The sequence below is a fragment of the Streptomyces sp. NPDC001787 genome, from assembly GCF_040297465.1.
Lineage (GTDB): Bacteria > Actinomycetota > Actinomycetes > Streptomycetales > Streptomycetaceae > Streptomyces.
Window position 1 is genome coordinate 1 of record NZ_JBEOZE010000006.1, and the last position, 12,938, is coordinate 12,938.

Here is a 12,938-nt window from a genome sequence, read left to right on the forward strand (position 1 = left end):
CGGTCGACGGTGATCGATCCGTGGGCGGCGGTCAGTTTCAGCGGGCCGGTCGTGTCGAGGCGGACGTCCCCGGACGAGGTCTTCACCTGGGCCTCCCCGAGCCGGCCCTCGCCGAGCACCTGGGTCCAGGCCCCGGTCACGTCGATGCGCGAGTCCGTGGGCAGGTCGACCGTCACATCGACGACACCGGTGGGCCCGATGAGATGGCGCTGCTTCGCCCTGATGGTCAGGACGCCGTTCGCGCAGGTGACTTCGGTCTGCTCGGCGGCCCGTACGTCCTTGTCCTTCTTCGGGTCGCGGGGCCGTACCTCGACGACCGTGTCGGTGCGGTCGGCGGCGGTGAACTGGATGGATCCCGCGTCCACCCGGGCGGTGACCGAGATCGGCTGGGAAGTGTCGAAAGAAGGCATGGCTGTCCCGTCCTCTTGGCTCTCTGGCACGCCCTCGCTGATGGGACGTGTGTTGGGTGGGTGAAGCAGTACGGGGCGGGGCGCCGCTAGTGCACCCAGCCCGTGAAGCTCTGGCCGATGGCCCTGGTTTTCTCGGAGGTGTGGGGGGTGGTGATGCCGCCCGCGTCGACGGCGGCCGACACGACACGTACGAGCCACGAGTTGACCGACAGGCCCTCGCGGTTCGCGGCCTCCTCGGCGCGGGTCTTGAGCTGGGCCGACAGGCGCAGATTGACGCGCGCGGCGCCGCCCGTGTCCGTACCGGCGGGTACCGGCGCCGGGGCGGGCGCCGGTGCGTCCAGTGGTCCGCTCCGGTCCTCGTGCTGCGGCAGCACCACCACGAAGTCGGGGTCGAGGCCCCGCAGCCGTACGTCGACCGAACCGGGGGCGAGTTCACGGGTGATCTCGTCCACAGCGGCGGAGAGCACGTGGAGCATGGCCAGCCGGGTGGCCGACTCCAGCGGAGCGGTCAGCAGCTCTGCCAGCTCGCGGGCTTCCTCGCCCCCGGCCTCGGCGGCCACCGCGAGTTCCCTGCGGAGCGTTTCGACGTACGGCGTGAGGTCCATGACGCAATAGTGGCACCATTGTGGTGCCATTGGCAAGCCCAAGAGTGCGATGGGTGGCGCAGGGTGAGGGAGTTGGGCTGTGCTGTTCCGTGTCATTGCAGGTCAGGGGCTTTGCATGGGTGAGAGGCTGGCGGTGTCAAGTTGTCGCGGGGTGGCCTCGACGACCGCCGCGCGAACCCATTCGAGGGCCTCACCATCGTTCGGGATGAGGCGTCTGGCGCCACTGGTCACATCGCATCCCGCCGATCTGTTCGGCTTATGGCGCCATCACGGCGCCTTTGCGGCGCGGCGTGTAGCCGCACCTGCTCCGGCGGGTGCCTCCGCTCGGCCGCAACGTTCCGGAGGGATCCCGCGTACACCGTCCGGATGCCCTGAAGGAGACCGGCGGGGTCGGTGACTGCTCGGCCCCATCGCCCGCACTCCAGCTGCGGTCCGCAGTGACCCGTGAGGCAGAGTGGGGCCATGTCTACGTACGAGACGATGTCGTATCACCTTGAGACCGAGCGGCTGATATTGCGGCCGTGGGCCGACTCCGACGCCGCCGAGTTCTGCGCCCTCCTCTCCGAACGGGGCAAGGGGACGCCCACGGTTGAGCACATCAGGACGTCCATCGCGAATCTGCTCAGCGCGACCGAGGCGACGGGGATCGCCCTGCTGCCCATCCAGCGCCGTGACGAGGGTGACTTCATCGGCTACTGCGGGTTGATCATCGGCCGCTCCACCGTGGAGGAGCCCGAGATCGCGTACGAGCTGTTCCAGCGCGCCCACGGGCGCGGTTACGCCACCGAGGCGGCCCGCGCGGTGCTCGACGCCGCCATCGCGACCGGGCGGAAACGGCTCTGGGCGACGGTCGGGTCGTGGAACGCGCCGTCGTTCCGGGTCCTTGAGAAGCTCGGGTTCGAGCGTGATCGCGTGACCACGGACGACAGCGGTGAAGTGGTATGGCTCACGCGCCCGTTGCCATGACGCGAGGGCGTGCGCCGGGTTTCGCGCGCACGTGATCACCTGTGCTCAGGCCTTGCGGCGTCTTGACGGCAGTGGTGGCCGGTCGGGACCGGGCCGGGTGGCGGGGGCTTCCGTCGATCAGCCCACCGGGGCGCGGAGAGATCACGCGGCCAGGTCAGCAGTTGGAGTTCACGTACGAGGCGGAGAGCGGAGAGGGAGCCGCTCTGGTCCTTCGTGACAACAGCCTCGCCGGCGCAAGCCTTATCGCGCATTGGGCACCGGGCGCGAGCGCGGCCGTACACCTCGGCTCCATGTCAGGAACGGGGTTCGATGCCGCGCTCCGGGCCCCTCTGACGGCTGGTACGCACACGGTGCTCGTCCAGCCCGACACGCCCGCAGCGGGTCAAGCGACAGCGACCTTGCTGCCCGATGCCCAGGCGGGATCCCTGACCGTCGACAGCGGCAGGAAGTCCGCGGCCATCACCGCGGCGGGGCAGAACGCCCGCTACACCTTCACCGGAACCCAGGGCAAGAAACTGACCCTGGGACTCGACGCCCCACCGGGACCCTGGAAGCTGTTGTTGTGCGGTCCCCACGGCAAGTGGCTCTACGACGCCACAAACATGGCCGCCGCCACCCTGTCCAAGAGGGAAAGAACCCGACGCGGATCATCCGCGCCCTGGCTGAGTCGCCCACAGGGGCCGTTCTGCGGCTTGACGGCAGTAGATGACGGCAACGGCGGCGGACACCACTTGGTGTCCGCCGCCGTTGCCGTGCGTGTGTCAAGGACGGTCGAGGGCGTGGCCGAGGAGGTCGATGGCGTCGCGCTGGAGGCGGAGTCGGACGTGGGCGTAGACGGTGGCGGTGACGCCGATGTGGGCGTGGCCGAGGAGTTCCTTGATCACGACGAGTTCGACGCCTTGTTCCAGGAGCAGGGTGGCGGTGGAGTGGCGGAGGTCGTGGAAGCGGATGCGGCGGAGCCCTGCCCGATCGAGGAGGGCGCGGAAGCTGCGATTGAGGTTCGCTGGATCGATCGGCCCTCCTGTCGGCGTGCTGAAGACGAGGCCGTTGTCCCGCCAGCCCTCCGCTGCAGCCTCTCGTTCTCCTTCCTGCACCTCACGGTGTTCCTTGAGTGAGTGGATGCACTCGCTGGGGAGGGCGATGCGGCGTTCGGAGGCTCGGGTCTTGGTGGGCAGGGCTGTCAGGCCGCCGGTCTGGGTGCGCTGGAGGATGCGGCGGATGCTGGCAGTGCCGGTCTGGAGGTCGAGGTCTTCCCACTGGAGGCCGAGGAGTTCGCCTTTCCGGAGGCCGGTGTGCGGAGGGCGAGTTCGAACAGTGCGTGCAGGCGGTCACCGCGCGCGGCTGCGAGGAACTGGCGGGCCTCGTCAGCGGTGAGTGGTTCGGAGCGGCGTGGGCGGGGCGTGCCGGTGCGGACGTTGCGGGCGACGTTGCGCGGGATCTCCTCCTCACACACGGCATGCTCCAGGGCGGACTTGAGCACGGAGTGGATGTAGGTGAGCGTCAGTGGGGAGAGCTGCATGTGGCAGCACTGGCCGGTGGCGCAGCAGCGGGGCTGGTCGCGGCGGACATCGAGGCCGCGCGTGCAGCACTGGCAGGTGGTGCGGAGCTGGTCGACGGCGACGTCTCCAGCCAGTAGGTCAGGTACGCAGCCACGCTGCCGAGGTGGTCGATGATCCGGTCGGCCGCGGGCTTCGAGATGCCGAAGAGCGGGGCCGACTGGCGAAGTGTCAGGTTGGTACGCCAATACGTGGTGACCAGCAGCACGCGGTCCTCCAGCGGCAGGCTTCAGGGGCGACCTTGCCGCACTGGATCCATGCCGTCTCGTCGTAGCGCGGTGATCAGCTTGCGGAAGCTACGCGGGCTCAACCGCTGAACAGGGCTGTCCAAGACGGCTCTGACGCCGTGATCACACCAGCCACGACAAGATCGTTCCACCCGTGACGCCGTCTCACTGAGGCGTCACGGAAGCACCAGGGGCCCGCCGATGGCCGGGCCACATATCGTCATACGCCGCGTCGAAGAACTGCGCCTGCGACCCGCGCAGCACGGACCCGTCGGATATACCGCCCCTGGCTGCCTCCGCCAGGCGGGCTGCAAGGCGATAGGCCGCGCCTCGCAGGGGCTCGGTTCTCGCTGCCAAGTCGATCTCCGCATGCGCCAGCCACAGATCATCGACGAGCTGATCGAGCTCGGCATCGGACGCGGTGTCACCACCGCCCGACCTCGCTAGCGCCGCCTTCTCCACCCGCGACGCAAGACCCAGGAACTTCAGGACCGCGTTCTTGAGCTCCGCCCGGTGCGCAGCTGACTCCTGTACTTCGAGCTGCCGAGTGCCGGCTCGTGACACAAGGTACTGGCCGAACAGCGATCCGCCCGCGCCGAGCGCAACACCGGCCAACGACAACAACGCCGGCCCCAACGTTAGCCAAGATCCCATAACTTGAGTCTCTCAGCAGTCGTCGGAACCGCCACCGTCCACACCCACGTCCGACTCCGACCAGCTCTCATCTTCCCGGACCGTCGGCCGCACCGGCCACCGCCACATCGCCCGTCCATACATATCGCCGGTCCGTACACATCACACTCCACAGGCGGATCCTCACACGTCGTCACGGTCCCCCCGCACAGCTGACAGCACGCCAGTTATCAAGCACCCCCGCCAGGACAGCACGCTCTTCTGCGGCCGTCCGGCTGCACGCGGAGACGGGCGGGGACGTGCTCAGTGCGTGAGTGCGTCCATCCAGCCGTCACCGGGCGGAGGGACGAAGAAATACCCGCCGCCCGTGGTCAGCAGGTACTTCGCCATGGATTCTCCTTCCAGGCGTTTCTGGGCTGCCTCGAATCCTTGAGTCAGGTCTCGCTGGAAGCAGGAGAAGATGATCCCCGTGTCGCCGTTGCCCCGGTCGTAGCTGTAACTGCGTCGCACGATCGGTGGGGGGCTGCGGCGGTCGGGGGCCGCGAGACGTACATGTGAATCGAGCGGCGTAAGCCTGCCCGTCGGATCGGCCGCATAGTTCGGCCGCTCGTCGACGGGTGTGCCGTCGAGCCAACCCCCGTCGCGTCGGCGGCCGATGATCCGTTCCTGCTCACGTACCGAGTCCTTGTCCCACAGGTCGGTCGCGAACCGGATGATGCGCACCACCTGATAGCTGCCGCCCACGGCCCACTGGGGCTCGTCCTGATCGGTGGTGATGAGCGCGCGGTCGAGGGTTTCCCTCTCGGTGCCCGGATTGCCGAAGCCCTCGGTGAAGTGGAACGGGTTACGGGTCAGGCCCTTGCCGCCCTCGACCCGGTTGGCGGGACGAGAGCCATCGATGTGCCACCGAACATTCCCGTGCGGGGAGGCGGTGCTTCTGATGCCTTCGACGGTCCTTCGTATCGCCGCGGCCCTGTCGCCCGCGATGTGCACAAGAAGGTCTCCGTGCGACATCTCAGGCTCTAGAAGATCGCCCGCGAAGTGCGGCATCGCCTTGAGCTGACGGGGAAGTGAATCCTTGGGCCCGAAGAATGTCGCCCCAAGAGCGAACCCCACAGATGCGCCAGGCTCGGTGGCAGCGCGAACCCGCTTCACGAATTCTCTCAGCCCGCCCCGAGGCCGTTCCATATCGAGCGCGATCAACGCGGCGTGCCGCTCCGGCAAGAGTCCGCGCAACTGGGCGGGTATGTCGGAAAAATCGCCGGAAGAAGCATCAGGACCCGTGCTTCCCCGGCCTGCCAACCCGTAGGCGGCTGCGCCTCCGCCTGCCAGGGCAACCGCCACACCCGATGCCATCAGGTTTCTTCGCCGTACCACGTCGACCTCGCTCACTCCGATGAGCCCGTTGCCCCATCACTTCGCACCCTGTCAACCGAAGTCCTCCCGCAACAGCGCTTTTACGGACTGTTCCCTGAAATACCAGTGGATGCCGCCACCGTTCGGCAAGGGCAGGTCCGACGACAAGAACCCACCGTGTACTGACCGGGGATGTGGCCCGAGCCGAGGCGGTCGGGGTTCCCCGACCGGGGCGCGCGGGGTGTTGGTTGACCTTGTCGTAGCGACAATGTTTACGGTCGGGTGTCATGACGATCTCAGTGATTGACAGCGCTTCGGCGATGGCCCGGATCCTGGCGGCGGCTCCGCCGAAGCGTCCCGACCTGGTGCGCGGGATGTGGGCTCCGATGGCGGGCATGTATCACTTCATCCCCGGCGGGGTGGACATGGCCACGGTGCACCGGCAGAACTTCGGGTTCGACTGGGACAGCGCGAACGATCAGGTGCGTGACGCAGTGGATGCCCTGGCCGCCGCCGACGCCTGGAACCGCGTCGAGAAGGCGATCGAGGGAGCGATCGTGTGCCTGCGGGCCGCCGATCCCGCGGTGGCCGTGCCCGACCTGACGGTCCTGCTGGTCGTGGGCGACCCGACCAATGCCCACTTCGTCGACGAGGTCCAGGGCATGTCGGGTTTCGGGGGCATCAGCAGATACATCGCCATCACGGTCTGGCCCACTCCGCTGGTCCTGAACCGGCTGGAGGCCATCGCGGTCCATGAGCTGCACCACAACGTGCGCTACGCGCCCGGCGGCATCGTCTGGGACCCGATGACGGTGACGGTGGGCGAGCACGTCGTGTCCGAGGGCCTCGCGGACGTGTTCGCCGCCGAGCTGTACGGCGACGCCGGCTACACCCACTTCGTGAGCGAGGCGACCCGCACCGACGACCAGGTCCTGGCGAAGGTCGCCACCGGCCTCGACGTCACCGGGATGCAGAACTTCACCGCCTGGGTGCACGGCGATGCCAGTGCGCGGCTCTTCGGGGCCGAGCCTGTGGGTCTGCCCACCGGCGCCGGCTACGCGGCGGGCGCGCGTCTGGTCCGGGCCTACCTCGATGCCACGGGCGGTACCGCGGCGCAGAACGTCCACACTCCGGCGGGCGACATCCTGCGCCTGGCCACATCGCGGCTCGGTCTGTCCGCCGGCCGTTCCCAGACACGTCCCGCCCGGCGAGACTGAGTACGACACCGCCGGAGGGGAGCCAACGATGGAGTGGACCGTGCACGAGCTCGCCGAGCGTGCGGGCATCAGCGGCCGCACGCTGCGCCATTACCACCGGATCGGGCTGCTCGAACCCGACCGCGTCGGATCCAACGGTTACCGCTACTACGGGCCCGACGCGGTCGCACGCCTTCAACGTATCCTCCTGCTGCGCGACACGGGCATGCCGCTGGCCGGCATCGCCTCCGTCCTTGCGGCACACGAGTCCCCGACAGCGGAGATCGACGCGCTGGAGGCGCACCTGGGTCAGCTCGCCCGGGAACGCGAAGCTCTGGAACGACGCATTACCGCGGTCGAGCACACCCTTGAGATGCGTCGCCGGGGCCGCGAGCCCCGCATGGACGTGATGCTCGACGGCTTCAACGACCGCTACGAGACCGAGGTCGTCCAGCGATGGGGCCGTGAGGCGTTCGAGGCCTCGAACCAGTGGTGGCACGGCAAGTCCGTGCACCAGCAGCAAGCCTGGAAGGCCGACGCCGAAGCGTTGCTCGCCCGATGGCGCGAACTCCACGAGGACGGGCACGCCCCCGACTCCGCCGTCGCTCAGCAGCATGCCGCCGTTCACCTGGCATGGTTCGCCGACATCCCGGGAACCCCCACCCACGCCGGCGACGCAGCCCGATCCGCCGACATGGTCCGCGGCATGGCCGACCTGTACGAGTCCAGCCCCGACTTCCACCGCATCTTCGGTACCCGAGAAGCAGCGCGGTTCGCGGCGAATGCGCTGAGACTGCACGTCGAGCGCCTGTCCAGGTGACGTCCACGTCCTGTTCGGCCACGACGCGCGGCCCAACCGGCTCGGCGATCCGCACGACGGCGTTGGCCGCCCCGGCCCACGGCCACCGAGGCGGTGCGCGAGCAGGGGGTGCGCCGAGCAGGGGGTGGTGAGCGGCGTCTCGTGGTCTCCTTCCCGTCCGCGGCCCCGCTGGTCGCCCCGCGTACAGTGAGGCCATGCCCAACCCCGTCAGTGAGCCGCGCCTGGCCCGCGGCGCCGCCCGTCGCGAAGCCCTGCTCGACGCCACTGTGCGACTGCTCGCCCGCGAGGGCGCCCGCGCCGTGACGCACCGGGCGGTCGCCGAGGAGGCGGGCACGACCCACGGGTCGGCCCGGTACTACTTCGGCACCCGCGACCGGCTCCTCGACGAGGCCCTGCGCCGACTGGCGGCACGTCAGATCGTCGAGGTACAGACCCGCCTGTCCCCGGCGCCCGACGCCACACCGCACGCCCACGCCGTCCGCCTGGCGCACTACCTGGCCGGCGCCGTCGACGACGACCGGGACGCGTGCATCGCCCGCTACGAACTGTTCCTGGAGGTCGCCCGGCGCCCGCACCTTCGCCCCGCCCTCGACGCGTGGGGTGACGCGCAGCGCCGGGCGTTCGCGGTCGAGCTGGCCGCCGCGGGCGCCGACGACCCCGAAGGGGACGCCGCGCACCTGCTGACCCTGCTCAACGGGCTCATCCTGGAGCAACTGGCTGCTCCCGACCCTGACTTCGAGCACACCCGGCTGCTCCCGGCGATCGAGCGCTACCTGGTCGGACCGGGCTCCGGCGGCGCGATGTAGCGTGCGCCGGGAAACGCGTGCGCCGGTGGGGTGTACGTGCTCCGCTCCACCAGCCGCCGGATGTTCGCGCGGTAGATCTCGTCCGCCTCGGCGTGCCGGACCGGTTCGTCCGTCAGCCACAGGTTGGCCGGATGAATCGGTTCGTCGTACATCCGCCGGAAGAGCTCGGTGCGCAGGTCCTTGAGCCAGTTGCTGTTGAGATTCATCGTCCGGAACTGCCGCAACGCCTCGATGTCGATGATCCCGGACACGAAGGAGTTGTACCCGGAGACGGTGTGCCCGAGCACCGCCCCGTGGAAGTCGACGACATGGGCGTTGCCGCCCGCGATGTCGTAGGGGTGCTGGGAGTCGGGCGTCGGATAGACCGGTCCGGCGTTCGGACAGACCATGTACAGACTGTTGAAGTGGGCGTGCGCCCGGTTCTGCAGGAGCCAGGTGCCTCCGGGGTCCGGACCGGCCTGGGTCATGGGCACCGCTTCGCTGGGGCGGTATACCACCTCGGCGCCCTGGAGGGCCAACGCCCTCACCGCCTCCGGGTATTCGCCGTCACTGCAACAGATCGTGCCGAGGTTGCCGATGTCGTCGGTGCGCAGCACCGGGTAGAACGCGTCGATGCCGTCGCCGAAGAGTTCCACCCAGCGGTCGTACACGTCGTGCGGCGTGCAGGAGCGTTCGCGGCACCATACGTGGTTCTTCGCCGCGCGGTGGACGATCTCGCCCGCCGGGGAGATGACGAACAGCATGTTGAAGTACCGGTCGGGGAGGATCTCCGGCCAGCGCGCCTTGCACTGCGCGACTATGTACGTGTCGTAGTGCCGGGCCAGCGCGGCCAGTCGCTCGGTCTCCGGACCGGGGATGTCGATGAACAGGTCGCGGGCCGCGGTGACGTGCGGGATGTCGAGGATCTCGTCCGCGAATCCGGTCAACGCGCCCTCGGCCAGAGCGATCAGCTTGACCGGCATGTTGATGCCGACGACGGACACCGCGGCGTGCACGGCCTCCTCGACGATGTCGAGGTTGTGCGCGATCTGGGCGCGCGAGGTGATGCTGCGGACCACCGTCGACAGGCCGACGGTCAGGTACGGTGCGACCGGCTCGCTCATGATCCGCACCAGTCCATCGCGGCCAACGCGTACGCACGCGCGGCGCAGACGATCTCGTCCACCGCGCAGCGCTCGTCGTACGCGTGCGCCATCGCGAGTTCGCCCGGCCCGAGGCCGACCGCGGGGATCCCGGAGGCGCACAGCCACGTGGAGTCAGCTGCGGAAGGAAACGCCGCCACCGGCGGACGGCCCGCCAACGGCGTGTCGACGGCGGCGAGTTCACGGGCGTCGGCGACCGCGACGCAGAGCGGATGGGTCGCGTCGACGCGTGAGCCCGGATACCGCAACGGCCAGTCCACCACCGGCGGATGCTCACGCAGCCAGGGGTCGGTGGCGGCGACGTGGGCGATGTGGCCCTCGATCTCCTTGCGCACGTCCGCCTGGTCCTCGCCCGGCGGGTGGAAGACCGCGTACACCATGCTCATCGAGTCGGGGATGAACGCCCCACTGCGGGAGTGGCGCGCGCCGCCGTCCACGACGCCGGGCGCGAGGGTGAAGTGCCCCGGCTCGAAGAGCGGATCGAACTTGGTAACCGCCCAGTCGCTCTCCAGCCGGCGCAGTGCCTGGTAGATCACGAAGCCGCGGTCGATCGCGCTGGCCGCGACCGGCTCGTTCGCGCTGGGGCGGCACAGCATCCGCCCGCGCATCGACGAGTGGGAGCTCTTGCCGGCCACCTCGATCCGCATCACCATCAGGCCGGGGGTCGCGGCCATGACGGACAACGGCCAATTGCCGCCGGTCGGTTCGGAGACGATGGCCCCGTCAGCGGTGTAGCCGCGGTCGACCACCGCGGAGGTTCCGAGGTGGTTCTCCAGGTTCTCCTCGCCGACGACCGCCTGGAGGATCAGGTCACCGCGCAGGCGCACCCCGGCCTCACGCAGCGCGCGGGCCGCGAACGCCTGCGCGACCAGACCGCTCTTCATGTCGACGGTTCCGCGACCGCGGATCCAGCCGTCCTCGACGACACCGTCGAACGGGTCGCCCGAGCGCCAGCCGGACGTGTTCCCGGGTGGGACCACATCGACGTGTCCGTTGAAGATCAGCGAACGCCCGCCCCCGGTACCGCGGATCACACCCACCGCGTTGTCACGGCCGGGTTCGACGGCGAAGACATCGGTCTCGGCGCCCGCTTCGGCGTAGACGTCGGCCAGCAGGCGCGAGACCTCCCCCTCGGCGCCGACCAGGTCGGCGTATACCTCACCGGGGTAGGTCGGGGTGATGCTGGGGATCTGGACCGCGGCGGTGAGGGTGTCGAGCATCTCGTCGCGCAGCAGGTCGATCCGGGTGAGCACCCGTTGGCGCGTGCTCGTCGCCGGGGACCCGGACATGCCGCTGTCGTGGTTCAGGCTCTGGCTCATGGTCACGCTCCCGTCGATGCCGGCTCGTCGCCGACGGTCCGCAGGTCACCGGTGTCGTGTACGGTTCGCCCGCCGAGCAGCGTGCGCAGCACCGTCGTGCCCGGGAGATCGTCGATGTCGCAGCGCAGCGGATCGCGGTCGACGATCGCGATGTCGGCGTGGTGGCCGGGGACCAGCGCGCCGATGTCCGACCAGCCGAGCACCTCGGCCGCGCCGGTGGTCCACATCGCGAACGCCTCGGCGCGGGTGAGTACCTGGTCCGGCCCGTCGTTGCGGTGGTCGCTGCCCGCGAACTCGTGCGTCTGGGCGAGCTTGATCTGTTCCCAGGGGTTCTTCGGCCCCCAGTCGGTACCCCCGGCGAGGTCGAGGCCGGCGTCCATCAGCCGCCTGAGTGGCGTCAGGTCACGCCACACGTGGGTGCCGATCCGCTCGCCGTACATCGCGCCCTTGCCCCAGGCGAAGCCGACCGATGTGGTGACCTGGAAGCCGAGGGCACGGTAGCGCCGCACCTGAGCCGGGGTGATGGTCATGGCGTGCTGAAGGATCCAGCGCCGGTCCCGGAAGTCGTGCTCGCGCACCACGCGTTCGGCGATCTCCAGGAACTCGTCGTGCTCACGGTAGGCACCCAGACACACGTTCGCGCGGATGCCGTGCTCGGCGCAGTGGCGGACGAACGCCTCCTCCTTGTCGAGGGTGATGAAGCGGGTGCCCTGCGCCGGCCGGCCGAACGGGTCCGTGTACGGCTCATGGGTCGCGAAGTGACCGGAGAAGCATGGCCCGCCGGGGCTGAGTGTGAGGCCGTTGAACCGCAGCAGATCGTCTTCGAGGTCGACGCAGTGGGCGCCGAGGCGGTGCAGGCGCTCGGTGAACGCTTCGAGACTCAGTGGATCGAACGGATAGAAGATGGCCGATTCCATGTCCCAGGTCGCCAGCACCCGGGCCGTGAGCGCGTCTGCGGCCCGCAGCCGGCGGTAGACGTCGATGTGCTCCGGCTCCATCGCGTGTGCCTCGTAGAGCGCGGTCACGCCCCTGGCCGTGAAGCGGGCCATCTCGTCGATCGTTCCCTGAACCGCGTCGGCGGGGTCCGCACCGGGCAGCTTCATCAGGATCTGACCCCAGAACGGGTCGTATGTGTAGTAGTTGGTGACCGGGCCGCGCAGGATGCCCGTGGGATCGCCGTGCTCGTCCTTGCCGATCTCGACGTCGCAGACCCGGTCCGGCAGGAAGCCGGTCAGCCCCACGGCGCGCAGTCCGGCGCTGTTGAACGCCACCACGGCGGGCATCTTGGGCGCCCACGCCTGGATCAGCACCGGGTGGTCGGTGGTGGCCCGGTCCAGCGTGTGGCGGTCGGGCAGTCGTCGCTCCGCGAGATCCCGTTCGGAACGGCGGATGAAGTAGTGCGGCTCGCCGACCGGGGTGCACATGATCCAGCTGCCGGCCGGCGTGGTGGCGGCCCTGGCCCGGATCCGTTCGATGATGTCGGCGTGGTCGACGGCGTCGGTCAGGTCGACCAGGCCGCCCGTGAGTCCCCCGAAGTGCAGCACGTGCGGGTGAGTGTCGATCAGGCCGGGCACCACCCAGGCGCCCTCCGCCTCGATCCGGTGCGCGGCCGGACCCGCGAGGCCGAGCATGTCGTCTTCCTGCCCCGCAGCGAGTACCCGGCCGCGCTCCAGCACGATGGCCTCGGCTTCGGGGGCGGCCGGGTCGAGGGTGTGTACGCGCCCGCCGGTGATGATCGTCCTGCCGGTCGGCCCAGTGGCCGGCTCTGCCGTGGTCCCAGTCATTTCCTCGGGCATTCCCTTCCTCCGCTGCGACCGGTATTCCCGATCGCCGGGGCGAAGCTATGCCAGTCCCGTGACCCCGAACATCATTCCAATGTATGAGATCGCACCTGTTTCGATT

The 12,938-nt window shown here is 69.3% G+C and carries 10 protein-coding genes and 3 pseudogenes; 4 read left to right on the plus strand and 9 right to left on the minus strand.

What is annotated here, in order from left to right; all coding sequences use genetic code 11:
- Together ABT170_RS10360 and ABT170_RS10365 are read right to left on the minus strand one after the other, a co-directional pair.
- Positions 1 to 410: pseudogene (locus ABT170_RS10360) on the minus strand (DUF4097 family beta strand repeat-containing protein); the annotation flags it as partial.
- An 86-nt stretch (positions 411 to 496) separates the two neighbouring features.
- Positions 497 to 1,015, minus strand: a complete 519-nt coding sequence (locus ABT170_RS10365; RefSeq protein WP_329940601.1) for a hypothetical protein — start codon at positions 1,013 to 1,015, stop codon at positions 497 to 499.
- A gap of 462 nt (positions 1,016 to 1,477) precedes the next feature.
- Here ABT170_RS10365 and ABT170_RS10370 point away from each other — a divergent pair, with 462 nt between their 5' ends.
- Entirely contained in the window at positions 1,478 to 1,981 is a 504-nt protein-coding gene (locus tag ABT170_RS10370) for a GNAT family N-acetyltransferase (protein ID WP_351865757.1), read from the plus strand.
- A gap of 761 nt (positions 1,982 to 2,742) precedes the next feature.
- On the opposite strand, the pseudogene ABT170_RS10375 reads toward ABT170_RS10370, so the two are convergent.
- From ABT170_RS10375 to ABT170_RS10390, 4 genes and pseudogenes are all read right to left on the minus strand, one after another.
- Positions 2,743 to 3,617 (minus strand): annotated as a pseudogene (locus ABT170_RS10375) (tyrosine-type recombinase/integrase); the annotation flags it as partial.
- Positions 3,618 to 3,625: 8 nt separating this feature from the next.
- Positions 3,626 to 3,900 (minus strand): annotated as a pseudogene (locus ABT170_RS10380) (helix-turn-helix domain-containing protein); the annotation flags it as partial.
- 29 nt (positions 3,901 to 3,929) lie between these two features.
- The gene (locus ABT170_RS10385) at positions 3,930 to 4,418 is read right to left on the minus strand and encodes a hypothetical protein (protein WP_351865760.1); all 489 of its coding nucleotides are present in this window, start codon (positions 4,416 to 4,418) and stop codon (positions 3,930 to 3,932) included.
- Between the two features lie 282 nt (positions 4,419 to 4,700).
- Positions 4,701 to 5,789, minus strand: coding sequence for a Dyp-type peroxidase (locus tag ABT170_RS10390; RefSeq protein ID WP_351865763.1), 1,089 nt, complete (start codon positions 5,787 to 5,789; stop codon positions 4,701 to 4,703).
- A 251-nt stretch (positions 5,790 to 6,040) separates the two neighbouring features.
- On the opposite strand from ABT170_RS10390, the gene ABT170_RS10395 reads away from it, so the two are divergent.
- From ABT170_RS10395 to ABT170_RS10405, 3 genes are all read left to right on the plus strand, one after another.
- Positions 6,041 to 6,970, plus strand: a complete 930-nt coding sequence (locus tag ABT170_RS10395; RefSeq protein WP_351865766.1) for a DUF2268 domain-containing putative Zn-dependent protease — start codon at positions 6,041 to 6,043, stop codon at positions 6,968 to 6,970.
- A 28-nt stretch (positions 6,971 to 6,998) separates the two neighbouring features.
- Positions 6,999 to 7,769, plus strand: coding sequence for a MerR family transcriptional regulator (locus tag ABT170_RS10400; protein WP_351865768.1), 771 nt, complete (start codon positions 6,999 to 7,001; stop codon positions 7,767 to 7,769).
- 194 nt (positions 7,770 to 7,963) lie between these two features.
- Positions 7,964 to 8,575 carry a TetR/AcrR family transcriptional regulator gene (locus tag ABT170_RS10405; protein ID WP_351865771.1) on the plus strand — a complete coding sequence of 204 codons (612 nt, stop codon included), beginning with the start codon at positions 7,964 to 7,966 and terminating at the stop codon, positions 8,573 to 8,575.
- Here the strand turns inward: ABT170_RS10405 and ABT170_RS10410 are convergent.
- The 3 genes from ABT170_RS10410 to ABT170_RS10420 are packed head-to-tail and all read right to left on the minus strand — an operon-like array spanning position 8,539 to position 12,820.
- Positions 8,539 to 9,678 (minus strand): nitrilase-related carbon-nitrogen hydrolase, encoded by a 1,140-nt coding sequence (locus ABT170_RS10410; RefSeq protein ID WP_329942508.1) that lies wholly within the window; start codon positions 9,676 to 9,678, stop codon positions 8,539 to 8,541. The genes ABT170_RS10405 and ABT170_RS10410 overlap by 37 nt on opposite strands.
- The gene (locus ABT170_RS10415; protein WP_351865774.1) at positions 9,675 to 11,036 is read right to left on the minus strand and encodes an ArgE/DapE family deacylase; all 1,362 of its coding nucleotides are present in this window, start codon (positions 11,034 to 11,036) and stop codon (positions 9,675 to 9,677) included. Before ABT170_RS10415 ends, ABT170_RS10410 begins: the two co-directional genes overlap by 4 nt.
- A gap of 2 nt (positions 11,037 to 11,038) precedes the next feature.
- Entirely contained in the window at positions 11,039 to 12,820 is a 1,782-nt protein-coding gene (locus ABT170_RS10420) for an amidohydrolase (protein WP_329942510.1), read from the minus strand.
- Between the last annotated feature and the right edge of the window lie 118 nt (positions 12,821 to 12,938).